Source organism: Parasphingorhabdus sp. W113, from assembly GCF_055693205.1.
This window is the reverse complement of the sequence record NZ_CM146328.1, coordinates 2,416,129-2,435,992: the sequence shown is the minus strand read 5'-3', so window position 1 is coordinate 2,435,992 and position 19,864 is coordinate 2,416,129. Positions and strand designations below refer to the sequence as shown.

Here is a 19,864-nt window from a genome sequence, read left to right as displayed (position 1 = left end):
CGCCGGCAACAGCGCTAGGCCAGGATCGACAGGTGAACGCGGAGGATCATGTCATCAAATCCGCCAACCGCAACATTGGCACTATAGCTTTTGCCAGCCGCGAATTTGCGGCCGTCAATTTTCGTTCTGACGGTGACCTTCTTGTCTTCGCCCGCCTTCAGGGTAAAATCACTGGGATCACATACCGGCGCGGCTTTGATGGTGCCATCGGCGCCGGTGTAATTTGTCGCCTGGAAACTGATCGCGACATCCTGTGCATGCGGATTTTCCAGAATAAACTCGCCACAAGCTTCGGTGCCGGCTTTCCCCGCCATTTTGATATCGTGCACCAAATTCTGTCTTGGTGACGGTTCCGCGACGGCCTGACCATCCGATTCAGGCTGCGCGCGGACAGATGCATTGCCTGGCCCGTTGGCCTGTGAATCCGCAGCCGTTCGGGACAAGGCGGCGGCATAGTCCATCGCCATTTGCCAGGAGTCCGCCGTATAGCGGGTGGATTCTTCGATCGCGAATTTCGCCAGGGCATCGGTGGTCTTGCGCGCATCCTTGACACCGGAGCTATAGTCCGCCAATATCCGGCCGTAATTCTGTACCGCAACCAGTCGCTGGTCGATCCAGCGGCGATAAAGCGTCGAGTTGATGTCGGCGACGGATTTGAACGCCTTGGTAAAATCGTTCGCCATCAGCAGCACTCACTGCAGCAATCGACATGATAGGCGTCGCATGTCCGCGGCAGCACGGCAATAGCGATACGGATCGCGCGCAGGTCGCAGCCTTTGATGCGCAGATCGGCATAGCTGACCGCGCATTCCGAGACATCGCCCAGTTCTTGGCGCTGGGTGCTGGTGCTGTCATTGGTCCCCTTGGCTTCGACCACCAGAATGACTTCCGCGTCGCTGCACGGCGCGATGGTGAAGGTGCTCGGAGAAAGGATCTGACCGGAGATCACAACATCATCCTTGGTTTTGGTCCAGCTGGACAATTCCAGTTCGACTTCGCGTTCCCGGCGCCAGCGGTTCTCAATTACGATCGGGATGATCCGGCGTTCGCCAACCCGCGCCTCGACCAGAAGATCGCTATCCGCCACGCAGCAGCGACATTGGCAGTTATCGGGGCCGCACTTATTGTCACATTCGCAGCATCCGCATGTCTTCTGGGGCATGGTGCGTGCCCATATTTGCTCGGCTTCTCTCGCCCAGTTGTCATAGGCATCGGCCCACGGCTGGAAAGCGTCGCGCATCACCGCGCCAATATCGGCGGAAGGGGATTTCCGATAGGTGGTTACATGCATCATGTTGCGGCTCCTTTTTTACGGGGATTGCGATCCGTTGATGAGGTCTTTTTCGGTGGCGTTGCTTGCTTCTTTCCGGCGCCTTTGCGGGCGGTGACAAAAAGCAGTTCCAGATCATCGGAATAGACAGGGACATAAGCCCGGTAGCGCGCCGATGGTTCCGACTTCTGGTTGAGTTTTACGGTGATGGAGACGGTCTTTTCGGCACCGGCCGGGATCGATACCGGTCCTTCGGGCATCGCAATCGCGATCGTCCCGCTTTCTCTCAGCGCTGGTCTCGCCGCCCGTCCGAAAGCCGTTTCAATCAGGCCGATCAACTGATCAACGCCGTCCGCACCGGGACCGGGGGCAGGGGCCAGTTCTGCCGCAATGGGCTGTTCGATGCCCAGAGCATAGGTCCCGGTCAGATCAATGACCAAAGGAACGTTGCCGCGATTCTGGATCGAGAGGCTGCGGGTGTGTGACCGCATGGTACCGCCATCGATCACCAGCGGCGCCGGACGAATGGAAAGGGCGATGGTTTCGACCACGTCAATCTCAACCTTGCGGGTGATGCCGGCAATTTCCGCTTGGCCCTGATAGCGGCCAGCGGGCGTGGATCGATCGAGCTTCAGTCTGATCTGTCCGTGTGCCGTATCCTTTGGTCCCGGATTCAGGCCGATTGCGACCGGCGTCGCGCGCAACGGTTGCCCGGCGGGCCCGCGCACCTTTTCGAACGAGGCCTCGATGCGCGGTTGGTCCAGTTTGGAATAATCGCCAATCGCTATCGGTAGTTTCAAGGTTTGCGCAGCACCGGAAAGACAGAGCTTCTTGTCCGAAGGCCAGTCTAGAATATCTGGCATGCTGCGTCTCCTTTCAGGCGCCCAGACGGACGCGCATATTGGTGTCGCCTGCGTGCGCTGTGCTGCCAGCGCTGCCCACAATCTGTGTTTGCCGCGGGGGATCAGCAACATGGATTTTTGCTTCGCCCTCCAGCGTGACGCCGACAATTTCAACACCGAAAAGCGTGAACCCGACATGCTGGCGATTGGGCAGGCAGATCAATGTCGGCGGCAGGGGACTCAAGGCGATGCGCAGGCATTGATCGAGCACGACCGGTTGGAGGTCGATATCGGATTTGAACTCCGCTTTGCTTTCGGTCTTGATGGGATCGGGAATCGACAGGCTCAGACTCGATTCCGTTTTGACCGGATCGGGCACAGAAAGGGTCAGCGCCGTTTCCGACACAATCGGTTCTTCGATCGTCAACTTGATGTCATCGAGGCCCGTCACCGCGACCGTTACCGGTCCGCTATTTATGGAAATAGGGTCATAAAAGACGTCGACATCAGCCATGGGGGTCCTCCGATAGTCTGTAATGCTCTTATCCTAAAAAGGCAGGCAGAGCAATGAATATACGTTACGGAAATCAGGACTTTTGATTCGGTGGCACCAAAAATAGGCTTGCCTAAGCGGTTCAAAAATCGCCGATTATCGAATCTTGCATGCGCCCGATATCAAAATTCCGGCATTCCATCCGGGTGCATTGATCACGATTTTGTTGAACCTATCAGAACAGTCCTCGGCTCCATCAGACAGTAAGAACTACCAGGCAGGGCGTCAAAACCAAGGCGGCGCATCAAACCACGACCTGGACGGCCCGGACTTAAACAGTAACGGCCACCCGAGACGTTCTGGCTTGCACCTTCTGCTGTCGCATGGAATCAACGCTGTTGTCAGGGTTGAGCGCGGGTGTGAGCCGCGTTCGTGGGAGAGAAAGCGAGGCTATTGAATAGAAAAGCCTAAGATAGTCCCGTTCTTCGGTTGTTCGTTGATTACCCTTGCGCTGTCGGGATGCAGCTGTTCCGCTTTTTCCTCGCCAGGCGGGATGTACTTTTATGGCGGTGTTGATGCCGCAATGCTTGAATCGGTCCGGAACGCTCCGGAATCGACAACGACGGCCAAGTTTACCAGCGGCGGCGGAGACAGCGTGATCGCGATGGAAATTGGTAGGATTATTCGCAAACGGGGATGGAAGGTGGAGGTCGAGAATTATTGCGTGTCTGCCTGCGCGCAGATCATCATGCCATCTGCTCGAGAAGTGCATGTGCAACCGGGATCGCTTGTGGCTATGCATTTTTCTGCGACCTGGTTGCGAGACATATTGCTGGCGAGCGGTGAAGCAGAACAAGCGCGCAGATATGCGCAGGCAGCAGAACGTGAAAAAGCCTATTATGCAGAGTTGGGTGTCGATATTCGCTTTCTGTCATACCCGTTCCATGGAAACAAAGCGCAATGCTATGCGCGAAGTACAAAGAAAAGCGATGATTTGGCGATGGTTGTCTCTGAATATTGGGGCGTGGTGCTGACCAAGGAAAGCTATGTGCAATTGACCGGCCAAAAGGTTTCGGGAAACTGGGTGCAATCCGTTGATGCCGTTGTGTCGAAATTGGGAGCGCTCAAAGACGAGATATCGCTAACTCAGCTTGCAGTGGAGCGGCGCCCGACGGTCCGGACATTCCGGGTACCGGTCGTGCCGCCATGTACGGAGGCAGCAATCAAGAAAGCTGGGGTCTGGCACATTTTCGGTTCGTGAGCGCTGATCGGTGGAAGACTATCTGGGAACAGCGATAAAATCGATATTGTTCGATGCTCTGTAATCTCAACAGGGTGAATTTGCGCTCGCTTGATATGATCAAAGACCGGCCCGACGCACCACAGGCACCGTTCCCACCATCCACAAATCATTGAAATAATGGTGAGCCCTGCTGGGTTCGAACCAGCGACCTACTGATTAAAAGTCAGTTGCTCTACCGACTGAGCTAAGGGCCCCCGAACGGATGTTTCCGCTGAGAAGCGCTTCCCTAGTGGGGCTTTGCTTATGGGTCAAGCGGGTTTCGCGGGTTTTGGGAAGGATTTCCTGCCTTGGCCTGGCGCGCAGTCAGATGGGCGATGCTGTAGCCGGTCAGTGGGTCGCGCCAGCCGGCGGCAATTTCGGCGGCCGGCTGCAGAACAAACGCCCGGTGGCGGAATTCGGGATGGGGAATGGTGAGCGCCGGATCCTGTCCGACGAAACTGCCCTGGCTCCACAAAATGATGTCGAGATCGAGTACCCGGCGGGACCAGCGCTGGCCGCGCCGCTGGCCGAATTTGGCCTCGATGGACTGCAACAAATGGATCAGTTCCGGCGGACGGAGCGCCGTATCTACAATCGCGGCGCTATTGGCATATTGCCGTGCCGAAGGTCCGATCGGGCGCGAGTGAATCGGGGTGGCGGCTGCGGCAATCTCAAGGCCCTGCTTGTCCAGCTCGACCAGCGCCTGATCAAGCACCGCTCGCGGCGAACCATGGACCGCGTGGCGCTGATTGGAACCCAGTGCGATCAGGAAAGCCGAATTTCGGGCGGATTTTTTCATGATGTTTTTGGCTTTCCCCTTGAAAACTAGATATTTGCCGCCGGCGAAGGGACTGCTATCATAAACGCGAACCTTGCCGATACCGCTATCACTGATTCTGGAGCAACACCATGACCGACCGTCGATCAAAGCCAGCAAAATCATCCGTGTTCAAGACCGGGTTTGGACTGGCCTGCCTATTTGCCGTATCGGCTTGCGGTTCCGAGGCACCGACCGAACCGTCCGCTGGTGAAAATATCGCCCGCGCGGTTTTGATAGGGGCCGATCAGACACGCTATGGCGAAGTGATTGTCGGAATGGCCGAAGATGGATTGCTGGTGCAGATCACCGCCGAAGGATTGGCGCCGGGACCGCGCGGCGTGCATATTCACCAGGTCGGAAAATGTGAGGGGCCAGACTTCAAGTCAGCTGGCGGGCATTGGAATCCGGAAGGCAAGGAGCACGGGTTCGACAATCCCAATGGCGCGCATATGGGTGATTTCTTTAATTTGGACATTGGGGCAGACGGCACCGGCTCGCTGGAAGCAAAAATCGCCGGTGCGCGCTTGAAGGGCGGCGACAATGCCCTGCTCGATGCCGATGGGGCCGCTTTTGTGGTGCATGCTGGTCCCGATGATCTCAAGACCGATCCGTCGGGAGAAAGCGGTGGCCGCGTGGCTTGCGGTGTGTTCGCGGGAAGCTGATGGAGCAAAAAGCGTTGTATAGCATTGATCTTGGGTAGTTTGCGTTCGGAGTCAGAATGACGGTTTCAATATTATTTGTGTGTATGGGGAATATTTGCCGCTCGCCTTTGGCCGAGGCCGCCTTGCGTCAGCAATCCAAGCAGCGCGGTCTGCCAATGATCATCGATTCCGCCGGCACACACGACTGGCATGCCGGCCGGTCGCCTGACGACCGAGCGCAAGCCGTAGCGGCCAAAAATGATGCGCCCATAGACCATTTGCGGGCGCGGCCGGTCCGGACTGCGGACTTTCGGGATTTTGATCATATTATCGCGCTGGATCGCGATAATCTTGCGCACCTCAAGGCGATGGAGCCCAAAGATGGGACCGCGAACTTGTCGCTGTTTCTGGATCTGGTCGAAGGCCGGGCGGGCGAAGATGTCGCGGATCCCTATTATGAGGATGCAGAGGCGTTTGACCGGACCTGGAACGACGTTGTTGCCGGCGCCGAAAGCCTATGCGCGCGCTTTTCCTGAGGTCTGGTCCGGTCTTCGCGGTTGTCGATTGACCGGAATGACAAGCCTGCGTCGAGGAGCGTCCAATGGCACTTTGACAATTAGAAGAACAAAAACGGAATTTGATAGATAATATCTATCGGATGGACGGCAAATTTTATCGGGTTGTAGTGCGGTTTTTCTTGAAAAATTCACATTAGCAACCGATATTGGAGGGGAAAGAGCGGTTTTGCCCGATACAACCGTCTGGATAACAACTAGGAGTTACGAATATCATGGCGAATTGGTCTGATCCAAGAACGACTTTGGCGGGAACACCCGTCGGAACGACGACCCAATCCGATGTCGCTTATGACGCTGGATTGCGGTCCTATATGCTCAAGGTCTACAACTATATGGCCAGCGGCGTGCTGCTGACCGGTGTGGTTGCAATGCTGTTTGCGCAGTCTGGTATGGCCGCGGAAATTATGTTTGGCGGTGGTCCCCTCAAATGGGTGATCATGTTGTCACCACTGGCAATTGTGTTTGCGATGAGCTTTGGCCAGAATAAATTTTCGACCTTCACTCTCCAGGCCATGTTCTGGGGCTTTGCGACCCTGATGGGTCTGTCGATGTCGACGATTTTCCTGGTCTTTACCGGCGCGTCCATTGCCCAGACATTCTTTGCAACATCGGCGGCTTTCCTGGGACTCAGCCTGTTCGGCTACACCACGAAGAAGGACCTGTCCGGTTGGGGTAGCTTCCTCATCATGGGTGTGATTGGCCTGATCGTCGCCATGGTGATCAACATCTTCCTGCAGTCGACGATGATGCACTTCGTTATCAGCGCGATCGGTGTTCTGGTTTTTGCCGGTCTGACCGCCTATGACACGCAACGGATCAAGAGCATGTATGCTTATGTCGCGGGAACCGATATGGTCGGAAAGACCATCGTGTTGAGCGCTCTGAGCCTCTATCTCGACTTTATCAACATGTTCCAGTTCCTGCTCAGCTTCATGGGCAGCCAAGACTGAAATAGTCCGGGACAGTCCGGACCAACGAACGAAAGCCCGGCGGGAAACCGCTGGGCTTTTTCTTTTGGCAATTGGTCGATTTTACTAGGCATTTGCTGGACATCCGCTGGACACAGCCATATTGCGGAAAGGTACATTCAGGGAGAGTTTTGTGGTCCAGTCAGTAAAAAATCTGCGTAAGTTAGCAATTTTGAGTTCCGTCGTGATTTTGGCGGCTTGCCAGACTGCTCCGCCGCCACCTCCGCCGGCCGCGCCGATTGCCACCCCGCAATATACGCCGCGCGCGCCCACGACGCCCTTTGGCGCCAGCATCAACACGATTGTACCGCAAATGCGTGCGGATGGCTTGCGGCAGACGATTAACCGTGACCTTGGTCCCCTAGAGACGATCTGGCACGTCCGCGCGGCGCTGAATGTTGCGGCGCTGAGCTGCACGGCCCCGCAATATAGCCGGATTGTCAGCGACTATAACGCGTTTATCGGCAATAATAAGCGGTACCTGCGCAACGCCAACAATGCGATTATCAGCAAGTTCCGGCGCGAAGTCGGCTCGGGCTATAAACAGGCGCATGATCGGCACCAGACCAGCCTGTATAACTATTGGTCCTTCTCTCCGCTGCGCAGGCCTTTTTGCGATCAGGCGGTGCAGGTCAGCCAGCGTGCCATTGTGACCAAGCCAAGCGAGATGGAAGTCTTTGGCCAGCAAGCGTTGAACGAGCTCGAAAAACCGTTCACGGATTTCTATCTGGCCTACGAAGAATATGAGCGTGATCTCGATGCATGGCGCCGGCAATATGCGCCGGAACAGGCGCGTGATGCAGCGGATGAAACCATCAACACCACCGGTCTGACTGAAGGCGATTAACACCGCTCGTCTTTGGCGTCGGTAACAAGCCAAAAAAGAAGGCCAGATGGGACTACCATCTGGCCTTAGTCTTTCAGCCTTCGAGGGATTGGAAGAGAGTGCTGAAAGTGTTGGGGAAGTTCAGGGATTCTACAGGGAATTCAAATCGTCGTTCAGAAACCGAAGCGGATGCCAACCGTGCTTTTGTCGGCCGCCGCTGGACCGGTATCGGATAGATAATCGGCGCGTACGGAGGTGGACAGGAACCGGCCAGGCGTGACAGCATCAACGCCGCTGTCCTGAGCGCTGGAGCGATAAGCAAATTCAGCCGGGATCAGCAGACCGGGCAATCCCGTTGAGGGTTCCTGCGGGATGGGTTTGAGAGCGGTCGGTACCCGATATCCGGTTTCGTAGCTTTCAACCATAGTCGCCATAAATGCGCTTGCCTTGGCGCCATCAACGCCGGCCAGATCAAAATTGCCAATCGGCAAGTCAATGGCTTGATACTGTGTAGGGGCCGCGGCGGTCATCATGCTGTCGGTATCGACCGCGGAATCAGCCCATGCGGGTGCGGCGGTGATGGATCCAAGGGCGGCGGCAATGATCAGGACTTTTTTCATGATGACTTCCTTTTGTGGTGCAGCATGTTGCTGCTCTTACAAAAGGGTTCGCCGGTGATGGCTGAAAGGTTACAGCGAATAGGAAAATCGGTGCTGGCGGTTCCCTCAACCCCGCAAAACCGCTGAAAGCCAAACTACGCAGTGGTCTCCGGAATCAACGCCATATCGATCGCCTTGGCGTTCTGATAAGCCTCGCGTTCCTGCAATCGTTGGGAATAGGCCAGCAATGAGTCCCGTTCGGGCATGGTCTTGAATTGGATGCCCCAGATGGCCTGCGATCCGATATAGACATCGGCCATGGTGAAGCGATCTCCGCAGACAAAATCATCGCCAGAAAATTTTTCTGCCATGACATCAAGCGTCCGTTCGAACGTGCCATAGCCGGCCATCATCTGCTGATCGTCGGCTGGATTGAAACCGAGGGCGTTGTTGGTCACGGCCGACTCCAGCGGGCCGGCGGCAAAGAATAGCCAGCGGTAGTAGTCGGCGCGCTCGTCCGCGTTTGGACCAAGACCGGCATCGGGAAAGGCGTCGGCGAGATAGGCACAAATGGCCGCACATTCTGTGACCGTCCGTCCATCATGGACGATCGCGGGAACCTTACCCATCGGGTTGATCGCGAGATAGCGGTCCGCCTTCATGTCCGGGCCATATTCGACAATCTGCTGGTCATAATCGGCGCCGGCTTCGTGCAGGGCCCAACGCGCAATCTGACCGCGCGACATCGGATTGGTGTAAAATGTAAGAGATGAAGTCATGTTCCGCTCCTCACTGGTGATATGCCAGTTTAGCAGAATTTTGTCCCTAAATGCAGTCCTTGCTTACCGGAACTGACAAGCCGCATTTGGTGCAACGAGATGAATGTCCGCAAAGGCTGCAGTTACCGTCTCCCTGCTATTGTCGGTGTCGCTGGAAATGGCGATCGATGTAATTTTTGCTTTGCCGGTCCGGAATTGCGTCTTGATATCCGCCGCCAGATTGCGCCGTTCATTCACCCATTTATTGGCTTGGCCGTTGCCGGTCTGGGCGACGATGATCTTGGCCTGTTTGGTATAGACATTGTCCCGAGCGGTGCCGACGGCATAACGATTGTCCCAGACATAATTGATCGCACCATCAGGTATCGCGTCGCCGCCGCGGCTCCGGGCAAAGGCCAGCTTTGCGCGGGTTCCCAGCGACAGGCTGCTATTGGGCAGGTCGAGGCCAATATAGATGCGCGCCGCTTGATCATCGCCCGATTTTTTCGCGATGTTCGCGGTTCGCACGACATCGCTGACTCGCCAGCGCCAGCATAAAATCGGCGTTTTGGCGAGATCGACAGCTACGGTGCGTGTGAGCAAGGCCATGCTTTTCCTGGCAAAGGCCTCAACCGCGGGAACGCCGTCGATCCGCTTTGCGGTAAAGCGCGTCGCCGGGACTTTCTTGTCGATGCGAACGGTGCGCCATCCCGATGTCCCGCTGCTGAAATTGCTGATATGCTGAACCGTCTCGGCGCGCGCATGGGACGCGACCGGATCCATCAGGCACCCAAGCGCACAAAGAGAGAGCAGCTTATGCATCATCAGGTCCGGTTGAGCCGCCAGTCATAGGACAGAAAACCGATTTTGGTCTTGCCTGACCGCAAGGCTGATTGCTGGCCTTTGGTCAGTCCCAGTGCATTGGCATATATGGCGAGAAACTGGTTGAGATTTTTCGCGCCGCGCCAGCCTTTCTCGAAATCACCGCGGTACCATTTGAATATGCTCGAAACCTGCAGTCGTCCGTTTTTCAGACGGTTGCGGCTGCGGTCGCGAAGAAAGCCTTTGGTGACCTTGTCCAGCTGGGCAGACAGACTGCGCCCCTGGAAAGCCTGGTTGAGCAGGGCAGGGCAGCCGATGCTGGCGCAATTTACTGCAAAATGGATACGCGGTTCATTATAGCGCCCGCTGCCACGGATCAGCTGATGCTCGATATGGTCGAGCGAAACGGTCGCGCCAAAGAGCGGAATGAACTTCTTTTTCCATGGCGACTGGATGAAAGAACCGAGATCGTTGATCGATTTCAAGTTGGGATACTCGGTCAGGATCAGTTCGACGGTCCAGGCATTATAGGCATTGATCAGAAACGCGAGCTGGTCGTTCTTTGACCAGCCATTAAACTGTTTTCGGCTCACCGAAGAGGTCATCTTGAGATAGGTTTTCAATTTTGGCCGATCAGTTTTGAATCGCGCATAATTGACCTTCGAGCCGGTCCCGCCGCCGGTGACAACCACGTTGCGTTTCAGCAGCGCATCCCAACCGCTGTGATCGATTGCCGCCCAGGCGTGGGAGGGCAAGATTGCGAGTAGCATCGGAAGCAGGAAACGGAGCAGCATTTTCAAGACGCCTTAGTGGTTGCAGATATGTACAGGTTCGCAAAAATGCACCGCGTGGTTACATCTGTGCGGTAAATTGTGAAAAGGGCAAAACAATAATTCCCGGCTCCTCAACCCGATCGACCATTCGGGCGAGGGCCATGCGGGTCGTTTTTCCCGGATCAGCACAAGCGGCGATCAATAACTGCTTGGAAGTTTCGGAAGAGCGGGTAACAATCTGACGCAGGGGGCTCCTAATGTATTTGATTCGATTGGTGTTGACGTCTTTTTTGCTTGTCCTGGCACAGCCAGTATTGGCTGGTGAGGCCATTTTATTTCAGGAAATACCAAAATGGGTCAAGGTTGTGGACATGGACGCCACGCTCGCCGAGGAACCCTCGGCCGATGCGATGTTCGTCATTCTCGACAAGCAAATCAAGCTCGAAGACGGAGAGACGCATGTCTATTCGGACATTGCCATGCGAGCGATATCCGCAGACACATTGCCCGCGATCGGCAATCTGATCCGCAGCAGCTGGCACCCGGGGCAGGGTGACTTGATCGTTCACCGATTGGAGATAAGACGCGGTGAAAAAACGCTGCTGCCACTGGAAAATGGGTTCAAATTCGAGACCATCCGGCGCGAGAAGCAGCTCGAACAATATCAGCTCAACGGCGTGCTGACGGCGACCTCCCAACTGGAAGATATCCAGCTGGGAGACATTGTCCGCTTTTCGGTTTCGGTGACCCGCCGCAATCCGGCTTTGGGGTCGAAAATGGAATATTCGAGCAAATTGCTTGTCCAGCCCTGGGTTGACTGGGAAAATCGTCTGCGCATGATCTGGCCAAAATCGGAAAAGATGCAGTGGAAAGTCTCGCTCGAAGACCATCCGTCCAAGCTGACCGAGGTCGGTCAATATAACGAGCTGACCATGGCGATAAATGCGGAAAAGCCAAAGGACATGCCCAAGGACGCGCCCAACCGCTTCCGGATCAATCCCTTTGTCGACATGACCGGCTTTGCAAGTTGGGCCGAGGTTTCGGCCCGTGTAGCAGAATTGTACCAGACCGACGGCAGCATCGCGGAAGGTGGTCTGTTAATGCAGGAAGTCGACGCCATTGCTGCCAAGACCGATGATCAGATGCAGCGGACGGCGCTGGCGGTCCAGCTCGTGCAGGACAAGGTGCGCTACCTCTATAATGGTCTCGGATTTGGCAATTATGTTCCCCAGACGCCCGAAGAAACCTGGAAACTGCGCTATGGTGATTGCAAAGCCAAGACATTGCTCCTGATGGCAATATTGCATCGGCTTGGCGTTGATGCCGAGGCGGCTCTTGTTCATACCAACTGGCGTGATGGCGTGACCGAACGGCTGCCAGGCTTCCAGGCGTTCAACCATATCATCGTCCGTGCGGAAATTGATGGCGAGATTCTATGGCTCGACGGCACCGGCACAGGCACGCGGATTGATGACCTCAAAGATGTTCCAGGGCACCGCTATGCGCTCCCGGTTCGCGCGAAGAACGGGGATCTCGAAGCGATGAACATACGCCGGATGGGGCGTCCCTATAATGACATAGCAGTCACTTATGATCTCAGTGCGGGTACCGCTTTCCCGGCCCTTGTAGACCTCCGCGCGGTGATCAGGACGAGCGATGCACGCAATCTCAATGCGCAGAAAAGTCAGCTCACCTCCGATGAGTTTCAGGAAAAGCTTGATGCAGAAGCGGCCAAACATATTGTCGGCAATCTGGTGACTGACAGCAGCTTTGCCTATGATCCTGATCGGGGTGAGGCGATTATCACGGCCAGCGGCATTTCCTATCTGGATTGGAAAACCCGGCGCAAAGCAAAGCGTCACGAGTTCTGGAACGTGATGGGGAAGTTCACCATCGAGGCGGAGCGCAACACGCCGGAGACCAAGGATCTGCCGGTAAAAGTAGCGTATCCGGGCTATTTCCGGGAACGCGCAACCTTCCGGCTGCCAACCGATCTTTTGCCGGAAAACAGTCCCGGCTTCAGCATTGCTGGAAAAGCCAATCTGGATGAAACTCTCGCCGGTCATCGGGTATCGCGAACCACTGAAATTGTGGGCGACATTTTGCGCTTCAACGAAAGCTATTATGTGTCCCAATGGGAAATTGCGGCCGATCAACTGGCGCTTGAGAAGAAGAAACTGACGGCGGCGAAAAAGCGCAAAGTGACTCTGGTTGCACCACAGGATTTGCCGGATGATTGGCAGCAGATCGAACGCGGTCTGGCCAATGGCAAGGTGGACCGGCTGATTGCCGCATTTGATCGGCTGGTTGCCCACAACCCGGATGATTCCAATGTGCTGCAGCAACGGGCCTGGATTTACCAGCATCTTGGAAAATATGACCAGGCCATTGCGGATCTGGAGCGCGCGCTTGCCGTTGAACCGGATGCCGATGTCTTGAACTGGCGCGCCGAGTTGTTGATGGGAACCGATCCGGAGGCTGCGATTGCCGACCTGGAAAAAGCGCTGGAGATTGATCCAGCCCACAAGGATGCCACAGCCGAACTGGTCAACATTCACATTCTGGCTGGCCGATCGAAGAAAGCAGAGAAAACCCTCGCCACCGCCCGTGCCAAGGGATTGAGTGATGAGGAGGCGGACAAGTTGCTCGCGCTGATCTGGCAATCAGACAACCGTGCTGAAGACGCGGATGCTTTGCTGACCAGCCTGATCGACGATGATCCGGAAAGCCTGTCGTTGCTGAATGAACGCTGCTGGTTGCGTGGTCGCAGCAACTTCAAACTGGAAGAAGCGCTGGAGGACTGCACGGAGGCGGTGGAATTGGCGCAGTCACCCGCAATCTATCTCGATAGCCGGTCGCTCATCTACTATCGCTTGGGGCGCTATGACGAGGCGCTGGCCGATATCAATCGGGCGCTGCGTTTGTCGCCAAATATGTCGAGTTCGCGCTATATGCGGGCTCTGACTCATGTGGCTAAGGGCGATCATCAGAGGGCCGAGCAGGACTATAAGGCGGCAGTTGCGCTCTATAAATTTGTCGATCTGACTTACGACCGGTTCGGACTGGGTTTCGCGGCTGTGGGACAAGACTGACGTGCATCCAATCTACTGCCGGCCATATTTTGTTTCGAGCTGACGCAATATTTCTGCCAGTGACTGTTCGGGCACGATAGGAAATGAGGTTCCGGTGCCCATCAGTTCGGTCATGCGATCCAGCCGGAACATCCGGAAATCATCGCGCAACTGACACCAGGCGACGAGAGTCCAGGTCTTGCCCCAGAACCAGAGCCCGAGCGGCTCGACGCTGCGCTGCGTTTCGTCCTGCACTTCGTCGCGATAGGTGAAAGACAGGACTTCGCGGGTTTCGATGGCGGTTTCGCAACGGTCAATCCGATCACGGGTTTGGGATTCCAGACCCATTTCAGGCGCAAATATCTTGGTGCCGCCGACGCTGTCACGCAGTTTTTCCGGGAGTACGCCCTCGATTTTGACCAGCGCTTCTTCAGCCGCTTCCATCATCGCTGAGCCACCCCATGCCCGGACCATTCGGGCTCCGGTCACCAGCGCGACAATTTCCTGATGGCTGAACATCAGCGGTGGCAAGTCAAAGCCACTGCGCATGATGTACCCAATGCCCGCTTCGCCATCGATGGGAACGCCGGTCGATTGCAGGTCGGCAATATCCCGATAGATAGTGCGTTCCGATACCTCGAGGCGTTCCGCAAGCAATTTGGCTGTGACGAGCCGACCACCGCGCAGATATTGCACGATCTGAAACAGGCGCTCGGCTCTGCGCATCAGTCGTTATACCGAAAGATAGCGATGGAATTGCCTTCGGTATCCTTGGCGTAGAAAAAGGCAGCCATGGGAAGCGGGATGTCATCGGACACCACTTCACCGCCGGCATTTTTGACGCGAGCCTTGGCGGATGCCAAATCGCCACCAACCGAAAAATGCGGGGTCGGCCCGTCGCCGGCTGTTGCCGGTTTGCCTTCATAGAGATGCCCGCACAGGGAGTCGCCTTTGCTGGGGATCATCTGCATGGTCTGCGGGCCATTATTGTCCTCGATCAGCTTCGTCTCCAGGACCGCCTCGTAAAAGGCCATGGCTCGTTTGAGGTCGGTGGCAGGGATCTCTATCCATACCAGGCGGTCGCGTTCGGCTTCGGTCATCATCTTGCTCCTTCTTTTTGTTGAACAAGCCCGAACTATCATAGCCCTCCTGACAGCATATTGTCAGGAGTGATTTGGGAACCAACCGGTAATTCAGTCTGTAGCGGTGTCGAGCAGAACCGTGAAGCCGCCATAGATCAGTCGTTTGCCATCGAACGGCATGTCTGCGTCAGGTGGCGGCATCCGTTTGTCTTCGCGCATCTTCAAAGAGCCTTGCTCAAAAGCGTCTTTGGACGGCCAGGCCACATATCCAAAAGCCACGGCTTCATCTGCTTTGGCTTTCACAGCCCTTTTGAAGTCGGTTATCTCGCCGTCGGCAATCTTCTCGGACCAACCGTCTGCGGTATTTTGTGCACCACTGTCGATCGCGATTGCGCGCATCAAAGCGCACATATCGGCATAGGTCTGGCGGTTCTCTTTCGGAACCGGCGCGACATAGCCCTGGACGTAGCCTAGCGGTCCTTGGTGCCCGCTTGCACCAAGCGTTTCGAAGCCGGTATAAATCATTCGCATGCCGTCAAAGGGCATTTCGGTTGGTTGTTCCATCCGCTCATCTTGTCCCATGGCACGATGCGCCTTTAGATAAGCGGCTTTCGATTCCCAGTCGATCCATGAGAAAACAATATTCTCGTTGGGTTCGCCCTGAACCGCCTGATACATGTCGGTCGTGTCGCCGCGCGGCACCGATTCACCCCAGCATTCGACAATACGCTGTGCGCCGTGGTCGGAGAACAGCGGAACGGACTCCTTGGCCATCTTGAGATATGCTGCTTTCTTGCTTTCCGGGACCGGAATAAGAAAACCCTGAAAATAGGACATGATCAACCTCCTCAGAATCCTATAGCAAATTTTTAGGCCGGCTTCACCAACGTACAAAAAAAGCGGCGTGAGACCAGTCACGCCGCTTTGATTTTGTCCGGCGAACACGAGGCTCGCCGGGGGAGTGAAACTATTTGCTCTTGGTCGGAGCGGCTTTCTTTGGCGCTGCCTTTTTCTTCTTCTTGCCGGTCGGGGCCGCAGGTGTGACTTCGAAGGTCAGTTCGTTGTCCTTCAGATGCACTTTGACCTCGCCGCCATTGACCAGCTTGCCGAACAGCAACTCTTCAGCGAGGGGCTGCTTGATCTTCTCCTGAATGAGGCGACCCATCGGACGGGCGCCATAGAGCTTGTCATAGCCGCGTTCGGTCAGCCAGCTGGTCGCATCATCATCCAGCGTGATGTGGACGTTCTGATCGGCAAGCTGCAGTTCCAGTTCGAGGATGAACTTCTCGACCACCCGCGCAACCACTTCCGGTGGCAGATAGGCGAACGGTACGATCGCATCGAGCCGGTTGCGGAATTCAGGCGTGAACATTTTCTTCACCGCTTCATCGCCCGCATCTTCCTTGGAGACGTTGCCGAAGCCAATGCCTTCCTTGGCCATGTCCGATGCGCCGGCATTGGTGGTCATGATCAGAATGACATTGCGGAAATCCACGGTCTTGCCATGATGGTCGGTGAGCTTGCCGTTATCCATGACCTGCAACAGTATGTTGAACAGATCGGGATGGGCTTTCTCAATCTCGTCGAGCAGCAGCACGCAATGGGGATTCTGGTCCACCGCGTCGGTCAGCAGGCCACCCTGGTCATAGCCGACATAGCCCGGAGGCGCGCCGATCAGACGGGAGACACTGTGCCGTTCCATATATTCAGACATGTCAAAGCGCTGCAGCGGAATGCCCATGATCGAGGACAGCTGGCGTGCGACTTCGGTTTTGCCGACGCCGGTAGGCCCGGAGAACAGATAGTTGCCGATCGGTTTGTTGGGTTCGCGCAATCCGGCACGCGACAATTTGATCGCGCTCGAGAGCTTGTCGATCGCTTCATTCTGACCGAAGACCACCCGCTTCAGATCCTTGTCGAGATTTTCAAGCGTCTTCTTGTCGTCTTTCGAAACCGATTTGGGCGGGATCCGCGCCATCGTCGCGATCACCGCTTCAATATCCTTGGTGGTGATCATTTTCTTGCGCCGTGAAGGGGGCATGAGCATCTGCATCGCGCCGACTTCGTCAATCACGTCAATTGCTTTGTCCGGGAGTTTGCGATCATTAATATAGCGCGTGGAGAGTTCGACCGCGGATTTCAGAGCATCAGGGGCATAGCGCACCTTGTGATGCTCTTCAAAAGCGCCGCGCAAGCCAGCAAGGATTTTGATCGTATCCTCAACGCTTGGCTCGTTAATATCGATCTTCTGAAAACGCCGCAGCAAGGCTCGGTCCTTTTCAAAATGATTGCGAAATTCTTTGTAGGTGGTTGATCCGATGCACCGGATAACCCCGCCAGACAGGGCTGGCTTGAGCAAGTTTGACGCATCCATCGCGCCGCCGCTGGTCGCGCCAGCGCCGATCACCGTGTGAATTTCATCAATGAACAAGATCGCGTCGGGCATTTTTTCGAGTTCGGCGACAACCTGTTTCAGTCGTTCTTCGAAATCGCCCCGATAGCGGGTTCCGGCGAGCAGCGAACCCATGTCGAGAGAGTAAATAATTGCCGGCTTGAGAACGTCCGGGACATTTTCCTCGACGATCCGCAAGGCGAGACCTTCGGCAATGGCCGTTTTGCCAACCCCGGGCTCGCCAACATAGAGCGGGTTATTCTTGGACCGGCGGCACAAGATCTGCACCGTGCGATCCACTTCGGCCTGTCGCCCGATTAACGGATCAATACGGCCTTCCTTGGCTTTTTTGTTAAGATCCACGGTGAACTGATCAAGCGCGGTCTCTTTCTTGTTCTTGCCGTCGCTTTTCTCTTCATTATTCTCGTTGCCAGACAGCTCGGCCGGATCAACCGACTGGCCGCCTTTGCCTACCCCATGACTGATGAAGCTCACCGCATCGAGGCGGCTCATGTCTTGTTGCTGGAGGAAATAAACGGCGTAGCTCTCGCGCTCGGAGAACAGGGCCACCAGAACATTGGCACCGGTTACTTCGTCCTTGCCCGAAGACTGAACATGCAAAATCGCGCGTTGCACTACGCGCTGGAATCCGGATGTCGGCGAAGGATCGATCGATTTCTCGACTTTGAGCGAGATCCAGCTCGCTATCGAGATAGAGCACAACGGCGTCTTCGAGATCACCGAGGTCGACGCCACAGGCGTTCATCACTTGCGAAGCATCGCCGTCATCAACAAGCGCCAGAAGCAGATGCTCCAATGTCGCATATTCATGAGACCGATCGGCGGCATTCTTCAGCGCCTGATGAAGGGTCTTTTCCAGCGATTCAGCAAATGATGGCATATAATCTACTCCTTGATGGGACATTTTCTGTCCCGGTGGCCGGAAACGGGTGCCGATGCTTCCGAACCTTAACTGCGGCTATGGTTTCAATCTATGTGCCAATGACAAAACATCAAGGGCTACGATCAATTGAAAAGCAAGCTCCGTGCCAAGGTTAAACCCTTTCTATCCTCTACCATATGCTCTGACCCCATGCGGGCCAGCTTCAGTCCGACTATTGATAAACATGGTTAACAAAAGCTTACCAAAAGGCGAGTCCTTATATTTTCTTGAACAGGTCATCGGCGGTGGCGCGATGTGAAACAGCGAAGCTTTTCTTTTGTTCACAGCGCGTTATTTCGGATTGTAGCAATTTTATCCGGTTTTCCAGTTCATCGACCGACAAGGGGTCGAGATCCTGTTTGATGACCAACGCGAGGGGATCGTTGGCGTTGCGCGGAAGATTATCGTCTTCATCCATGAAATTGTTTTCCTGCTTTTTGCCGTTTTTTGCCGCCGTAATGTTGACCGGTGGCGCTTTGCTGTCAATAAGGCCGGTGAGGAAATCGCGGGTTTGGACACTGCCATCAGGGTCTTTCGGGTCGGATGAGGAAATAGCATGACAGCGGCACAAGTCTTACAATCGGAAATGACCGCGGTCGCCATCAGCACGCCGGGTGGTCCGGAAGTGCTACAACCGGTGACTGTTGGGATGCCGCAACCCGCTGAAGGTGAAGTGCTGATCAAAGTGGCGGCCGCCGGGGTCAACCGTCCCGATGTTGTTCAGCGCATGGGTTTATATCCAGCCCCTCCTGGCGCATCCCCGTTGCCCGGACTGGAAGTTGCCGGAACTGTAGTTGCCCTGGGTGCCGGCGTTGAGCCCGAGTGGATAGGCCGTGCAGTCTGTGCGCTGACCAATGGCGGCGGCTATGCGGAATATTGTGTCGCGCCCGCAGGACAATGCCTGAGCGTGCCAGAGGGGCTGACGATGGCCGAGGCGGCGGCTTTGCCCGAGACTTTGTTCACTGTCTGGGGCAATTTGTTCAACCGCGCCTTTGCCCGCGAAGATGAAACCGTGCTCGTGCATGGCGGCACCAGCGGCATTGGCACCACGGCGATTTCACTGGGCAAGCTTTTTGGTCTGCATGTCATCGTGACATGCGGATCCGATCAGAAATGCACGGCCGCCAAATCCTTGGGTGCAGATCATGCCATCAATTACAAAACACAGGATTTTGTCGAGGAGATCAAAAAGATCACGGATGGCAAAGGCGTCGAGATTGTGCTCGATATGGTGGCTGGAGACTATGTGCCGCGCAACCTCAACTGCTTGAAGGAAGACGGTCGGCACGTCACGATAGCGGTTCAAGGCGGAATGTCCGCAACCGTCAACATGGCGCAAATCATGATGCGGCGATTGACGATGACGGGTTCAACCTTGCGACCACAGTCCAATGACAGGAAAGCGTTGCTGGCGGACGAACTGCACCGTTATGTCTGGCCCGAGGTGGAATCCGGCAAGCTTCGTCCGGTAATGGACGAGACTTTTCCGCTGGCCGATGCCGCCAAGGCCCATGCCCATATGGAAGCGGGCGATCATATCGGGAAGATTGTTCTGCTGGTCGAATAGGTGGTGGCGTCAGCTCGCGCGGCGATGACGTTATTCCGGTATCTTCCCGTGAAGTCATAGAGGGATGGACGTTCCGCCCGCATATGGCCAGCCTTTGCTGTAAATAAACGTTCACAAAACGGGAATCATCCTGTCAC

The 19,864-nt window shown here is 55.6% G+C and carries 21 protein-coding genes, 1 tRNA gene and 1 pseudogene; 7 read left to right on the top strand and 16 right to left on the bottom strand.

The genetic code is table 11. The annotated features are described in order from the left end of the window. Window positions 1-14 precede the first annotated feature (14 nt). From ACZ1GS_RS11755 to ACZ1GS_RS11740, 4 genes are read right to left on the bottom strand one after another with little or no spacing between them, the layout of a single operon-like run. Window positions 15-683: a hypothetical protein gene (locus tag ACZ1GS_RS11755; RefSeq protein WP_472695371.1), complete on the bottom strand. Its 669-nt coding sequence runs from the start codon at window positions 681-683 to the stop codon at window positions 15-17. After that, window positions 683-1,294 carry a hypothetical protein gene (locus ACZ1GS_RS11750; protein ID WP_472695370.1) on the bottom strand — a complete coding sequence of 204 codons (612 nt, stop codon included), beginning with the start codon at window positions 1,292-1,294 and terminating at the stop codon, window positions 683-685. The genes ACZ1GS_RS11755 and ACZ1GS_RS11750 overlap by 1 nt, the downstream gene beginning before the upstream one ends. Beyond that, complete coding sequence (locus ACZ1GS_RS11745) at window positions 1,291-2,133, bottom strand: hypothetical protein (protein ID WP_472695369.1); 843 nt, start codon at window positions 2,131-2,133, stop codon at window positions 1,291-1,293. The genes ACZ1GS_RS11750 and ACZ1GS_RS11745 overlap by 4 nt, the downstream gene beginning before the upstream one ends. Before the next feature lie 13 nt (window positions 2,134-2,146). Then, on the bottom strand, window positions 2,147-2,626 hold the full coding sequence (locus ACZ1GS_RS11740) for a hypothetical protein (protein WP_472695368.1): 480 nt from the start codon (window positions 2,624-2,626) through the stop codon (window positions 2,147-2,149). Between the two features lie 532 nt (window positions 2,627-3,158). Between ACZ1GS_RS11740 and ACZ1GS_RS11735 the strand changes: the two genes are divergently transcribed. Beyond that, window positions 3,159-3,866: a hypothetical protein gene (locus ACZ1GS_RS11735; RefSeq protein WP_472695367.1), complete on the top strand. Its 708-nt coding sequence runs from the start codon at window positions 3,159-3,161 to the stop codon at window positions 3,864-3,866. A gap of 160 nt (window positions 3,867-4,026) precedes the next feature. On the opposite strand, the gene ACZ1GS_RS11730 is transcribed toward ACZ1GS_RS11735, so the two are convergent. Next, window positions 4,027-4,102, bottom strand: a tRNA-Lys gene (locus ACZ1GS_RS11730). Between the two features lie 47 nt (window positions 4,103-4,149). Continuing rightward, window positions 4,150-4,686, bottom strand: a complete 537-nt coding sequence (folK, locus tag ACZ1GS_RS11725; protein ID WP_472695366.1) for a 2-amino-4-hydroxy-6-hydroxymethyldihydropteridine diphosphokinase — start codon at window positions 4,684-4,686, stop codon at window positions 4,150-4,152. Window positions 4,687-4,796: 110 nt separating this feature from the next. Here folK and ACZ1GS_RS11720 point away from each other — a divergent pair, with 110 nt between their 5' ends. The 4 genes from ACZ1GS_RS11720 (at window position 4,797) to ACZ1GS_RS11705 (ending at window position 7,741) form a co-directional block, all read left to right on the top strand. Beyond that, window positions 4,797-5,369, top strand: coding sequence for a superoxide dismutase family protein (locus ACZ1GS_RS11720; protein ID WP_472695365.1), 573 nt, complete (start codon window positions 4,797-4,799; stop codon window positions 5,367-5,369). A gap of 56 nt (window positions 5,370-5,425) precedes the next feature. Beyond that, complete coding sequence (locus ACZ1GS_RS11715; protein WP_472695364.1) at window positions 5,426-5,884, top strand: low molecular weight protein-tyrosine-phosphatase; 459 nt, start codon at window positions 5,426-5,428, stop codon at window positions 5,882-5,884. 254 nt (window positions 5,885-6,138) lie between these two features. Beyond that, complete coding sequence (locus ACZ1GS_RS11710; protein WP_472695363.1) at window positions 6,139-6,876, top strand: Bax inhibitor-1/YccA family protein; 738 nt, start codon at window positions 6,139-6,141, stop codon at window positions 6,874-6,876. A 202-nt stretch (window positions 6,877-7,078) separates the two neighbouring features. Then, complete coding sequence (locus tag ACZ1GS_RS11705) at window positions 7,079-7,741, top strand: hypothetical protein (protein WP_472695362.1); 663 nt, start codon at window positions 7,079-7,081, stop codon at window positions 7,739-7,741. Between the two features lie 152 nt (window positions 7,742-7,893). Here ACZ1GS_RS11705 and ACZ1GS_RS11700 read toward each other — a convergent pair whose 3' ends face one another. The 5 genes from ACZ1GS_RS11700 to ACZ1GS_RS11680 all read right to left on the bottom strand — a co-directional run bounded on the left by ACZ1GS_RS11700 (window position 7,894) and on the right by ACZ1GS_RS11680 (window position 11,003). Next, a complete protein-coding gene (locus ACZ1GS_RS11700; protein ID WP_472695361.1) occupies window positions 7,894-8,340 on the bottom strand; it encodes a hypothetical protein in 447 nt (148 codons plus the stop codon). 134 nt (window positions 8,341-8,474) lie between these two features. Further along, entirely contained in the window at window positions 8,475-9,098 is a 624-nt protein-coding gene (locus ACZ1GS_RS11695) for a glutathione S-transferase family protein (protein ID WP_472695360.1), read from the bottom strand. A gap of 63 nt (window positions 9,099-9,161) precedes the next feature. Continuing rightward, window positions 9,162-9,902 (bottom strand): DUF3047 domain-containing protein, encoded by a 741-nt coding sequence (locus ACZ1GS_RS11690; protein ID WP_472695359.1) that lies wholly within the window; start codon window positions 9,900-9,902, stop codon window positions 9,162-9,164. After that, window positions 9,902-10,693 carry a DUF547 domain-containing protein gene (locus ACZ1GS_RS11685; protein ID WP_472695358.1) on the bottom strand — a complete coding sequence of 264 codons (792 nt, stop codon included), beginning with the start codon at window positions 10,691-10,693 and terminating at the stop codon, window positions 9,902-9,904. The genes ACZ1GS_RS11690 and ACZ1GS_RS11685 overlap by 1 nt, the downstream gene beginning before the upstream one ends. A 58-nt stretch (window positions 10,694-10,751) precedes the next feature. Next, window positions 10,752-11,003, bottom strand: coding sequence for a hypothetical protein (locus ACZ1GS_RS11680; RefSeq protein ID WP_472695357.1), 252 nt, complete (start codon window positions 11,001-11,003; stop codon window positions 10,752-10,754). A 40-nt stretch (window positions 11,004-11,043) separates the two neighbouring features. Between ACZ1GS_RS11680 and ACZ1GS_RS11675 the strand changes: the two genes are divergently transcribed. Then, window positions 11,044-13,764, top strand: a complete 2,721-nt coding sequence (locus tag ACZ1GS_RS11675) for a tetratricopeptide repeat protein (RefSeq protein WP_472695356.1) — start codon at window positions 11,044-11,046, stop codon at window positions 13,762-13,764. Between the two features lie 12 nt (window positions 13,765-13,776). On the opposite strand, the gene ACZ1GS_RS11670 is transcribed toward ACZ1GS_RS11675, so the two are convergent. The 5 genes and pseudogenes from ACZ1GS_RS11670 to ACZ1GS_RS11650 all read right to left on the bottom strand — a co-directional run bounded on the left by ACZ1GS_RS11670 (window position 13,777) and on the right by ACZ1GS_RS11650 (window position 18,578). Next, entirely contained in the window at window positions 13,777-14,469 is a 693-nt protein-coding gene (locus ACZ1GS_RS11670; protein WP_472695355.1) for a helix-turn-helix transcriptional regulator, read from the bottom strand. Further along, complete coding sequence (locus tag ACZ1GS_RS11665) at window positions 14,469-14,846, bottom strand: VOC family protein (RefSeq protein ID WP_472695354.1); 378 nt, start codon at window positions 14,844-14,846, stop codon at window positions 14,469-14,471. Before ACZ1GS_RS11665 ends, ACZ1GS_RS11670 begins: the two co-directional genes overlap by 1 nt. A gap of 90 nt (window positions 14,847-14,936) precedes the next feature. Then, window positions 14,937-15,662 carry a DUF1428 domain-containing protein gene (locus tag ACZ1GS_RS11660; RefSeq protein ID WP_472695353.1) on the bottom strand — a complete coding sequence of 242 codons (726 nt, stop codon included), beginning with the start codon at window positions 15,660-15,662 and terminating at the stop codon, window positions 14,937-14,939. A gap of 130 nt (window positions 15,663-15,792) precedes the next feature. After that, a pseudogene (clpA, locus tag ACZ1GS_RS11655) lies at window positions 15,793-18,118 on the bottom strand (ATP-dependent Clp protease ATP-binding subunit ClpA). A gap of 259 nt (window positions 18,119-18,377) precedes the next feature. Then, complete coding sequence (locus ACZ1GS_RS11650) at window positions 18,378-18,578, bottom strand: DUF1192 domain-containing protein (protein ID WP_472695352.1); 201 nt, start codon at window positions 18,576-18,578, stop codon at window positions 18,378-18,380. Between the two features lie 138 nt (window positions 18,579-18,716). Between ACZ1GS_RS11650 and ACZ1GS_RS11645 the strand changes: the two genes are divergently transcribed. After that, entirely contained in the window at window positions 18,717-19,727 is a 1,011-nt protein-coding gene (locus tag ACZ1GS_RS11645; RefSeq protein WP_472695351.1) for an NAD(P)H-quinone oxidoreductase, read from the top strand. Window positions 19,728-19,864 lie beyond the last annotated feature (137 nt).

Excerpts from the sequence above, each read along its gene's own strand:
- ACZ1GS_RS11755 (WP_472695371.1), bottom strand. The coding sequence starts at position 683 with ATGGCGAACGATTTTACCAAGGCGTTCAAATCCGTCGCCGACATCAAC.
- ACZ1GS_RS11750 (WP_472695370.1), bottom strand. The coding sequence starts at position 1,294 with ATGATGCATGTAACCACCTATCGGAAATCCCCTTCCGCCGATATTGGC.
- ACZ1GS_RS11745 (WP_472695369.1), bottom strand. The coding sequence starts at position 2,133 with ATGCCAGATATTCTAGACTGGCCTTCGGACAAGAAGCTCTGTCTTTCC.
- ACZ1GS_RS11740 (WP_472695368.1), bottom strand. The coding sequence starts at position 2,626 with ATGGCTGATGTCGACGTCTTTTATGACCCTATTTCCATAAATAGCGGA.
- ACZ1GS_RS11735 (WP_472695367.1), top strand. The coding sequence starts at position 3,159 with ATGTACTTTTATGGCGGTGTTGATGCCGCAATGCTTGAATCGGTCCGG.
- folK (WP_472695366.1), bottom strand. The coding sequence starts at position 4,686 with ATGAAAAAATCCGCCCGAAATTCGGCTTTCCTGATCGCACTGGGTTCC.
- ACZ1GS_RS11720 (WP_472695365.1), top strand. The coding sequence starts at position 4,797 with ATGACCGACCGTCGATCAAAGCCAGCAAAATCATCCGTGTTCAAGACC.
- ACZ1GS_RS11715 (WP_472695364.1), top strand. The coding sequence starts at position 5,426 with ATGACGGTTTCAATATTATTTGTGTGTATGGGGAATATTTGCCGCTCG.
- ACZ1GS_RS11710 (WP_472695363.1), top strand. The coding sequence starts at position 6,139 with ATGGCGAATTGGTCTGATCCAAGAACGACTTTGGCGGGAACACCCGTC.
- ACZ1GS_RS11700 (WP_472695361.1), bottom strand. The coding sequence starts at position 8,340 with ATGAAAAAAGTCCTGATCATTGCCGCCGCCCTTGGATCCATCACCGCC.
- ACZ1GS_RS11695 (WP_472695360.1), bottom strand. The coding sequence starts at position 9,098 with ATGACTTCATCTCTTACATTTTACACCAATCCGATGTCGCGCGGTCAG.
- ACZ1GS_RS11690 (WP_472695359.1), bottom strand. The coding sequence starts at position 9,902 with ATGATGCATAAGCTGCTCTCTCTTTGTGCGCTTGGGTGCCTGATGGAT.
- ACZ1GS_RS11685 (WP_472695358.1), bottom strand. The coding sequence starts at position 10,693 with ATGCTGCTCCGTTTCCTGCTTCCGATGCTACTCGCAATCTTGCCCTCC.
- ACZ1GS_RS11680 (WP_472695357.1), bottom strand. The coding sequence starts at position 11,003 with ATGGCCTCACCAGCCAATACTGGCTGTGCCAGGACAAGCAAAAAAGAC.
- ACZ1GS_RS11675 (WP_472695356.1), top strand. The coding sequence starts at position 11,044 with ATGGACGCCACGCTCGCCGAGGAACCCTCGGCCGATGCGATGTTCGTC.
- ACZ1GS_RS11670 (WP_472695355.1), bottom strand. The coding sequence starts at position 14,469 with ATGCGCAGAGCCGAGCGCCTGTTTCAGATCGTGCAATATCTGCGCGGT.
- ACZ1GS_RS11665 (WP_472695354.1), bottom strand. The coding sequence starts at position 14,846 with ATGATGACCGAAGCCGAACGCGACCGCCTGGTATGGATAGAGATCCCT.
- ACZ1GS_RS11660 (WP_472695353.1), bottom strand. The coding sequence starts at position 15,662 with ATGTCCTATTTTCAGGGTTTTCTTATTCCGGTCCCGGAAAGCAAGAAA.
- ACZ1GS_RS11650 (WP_472695352.1), bottom strand. The coding sequence starts at position 18,578 with ATGGATGAAGACGATAATCTTCCGCGCAACGCCAACGATCCCCTCGCG.
- ACZ1GS_RS11645 (WP_472695351.1), top strand. The coding sequence starts at position 18,717 with ATGACAGCGGCACAAGTCTTACAATCGGAAATGACCGCGGTCGCCATC.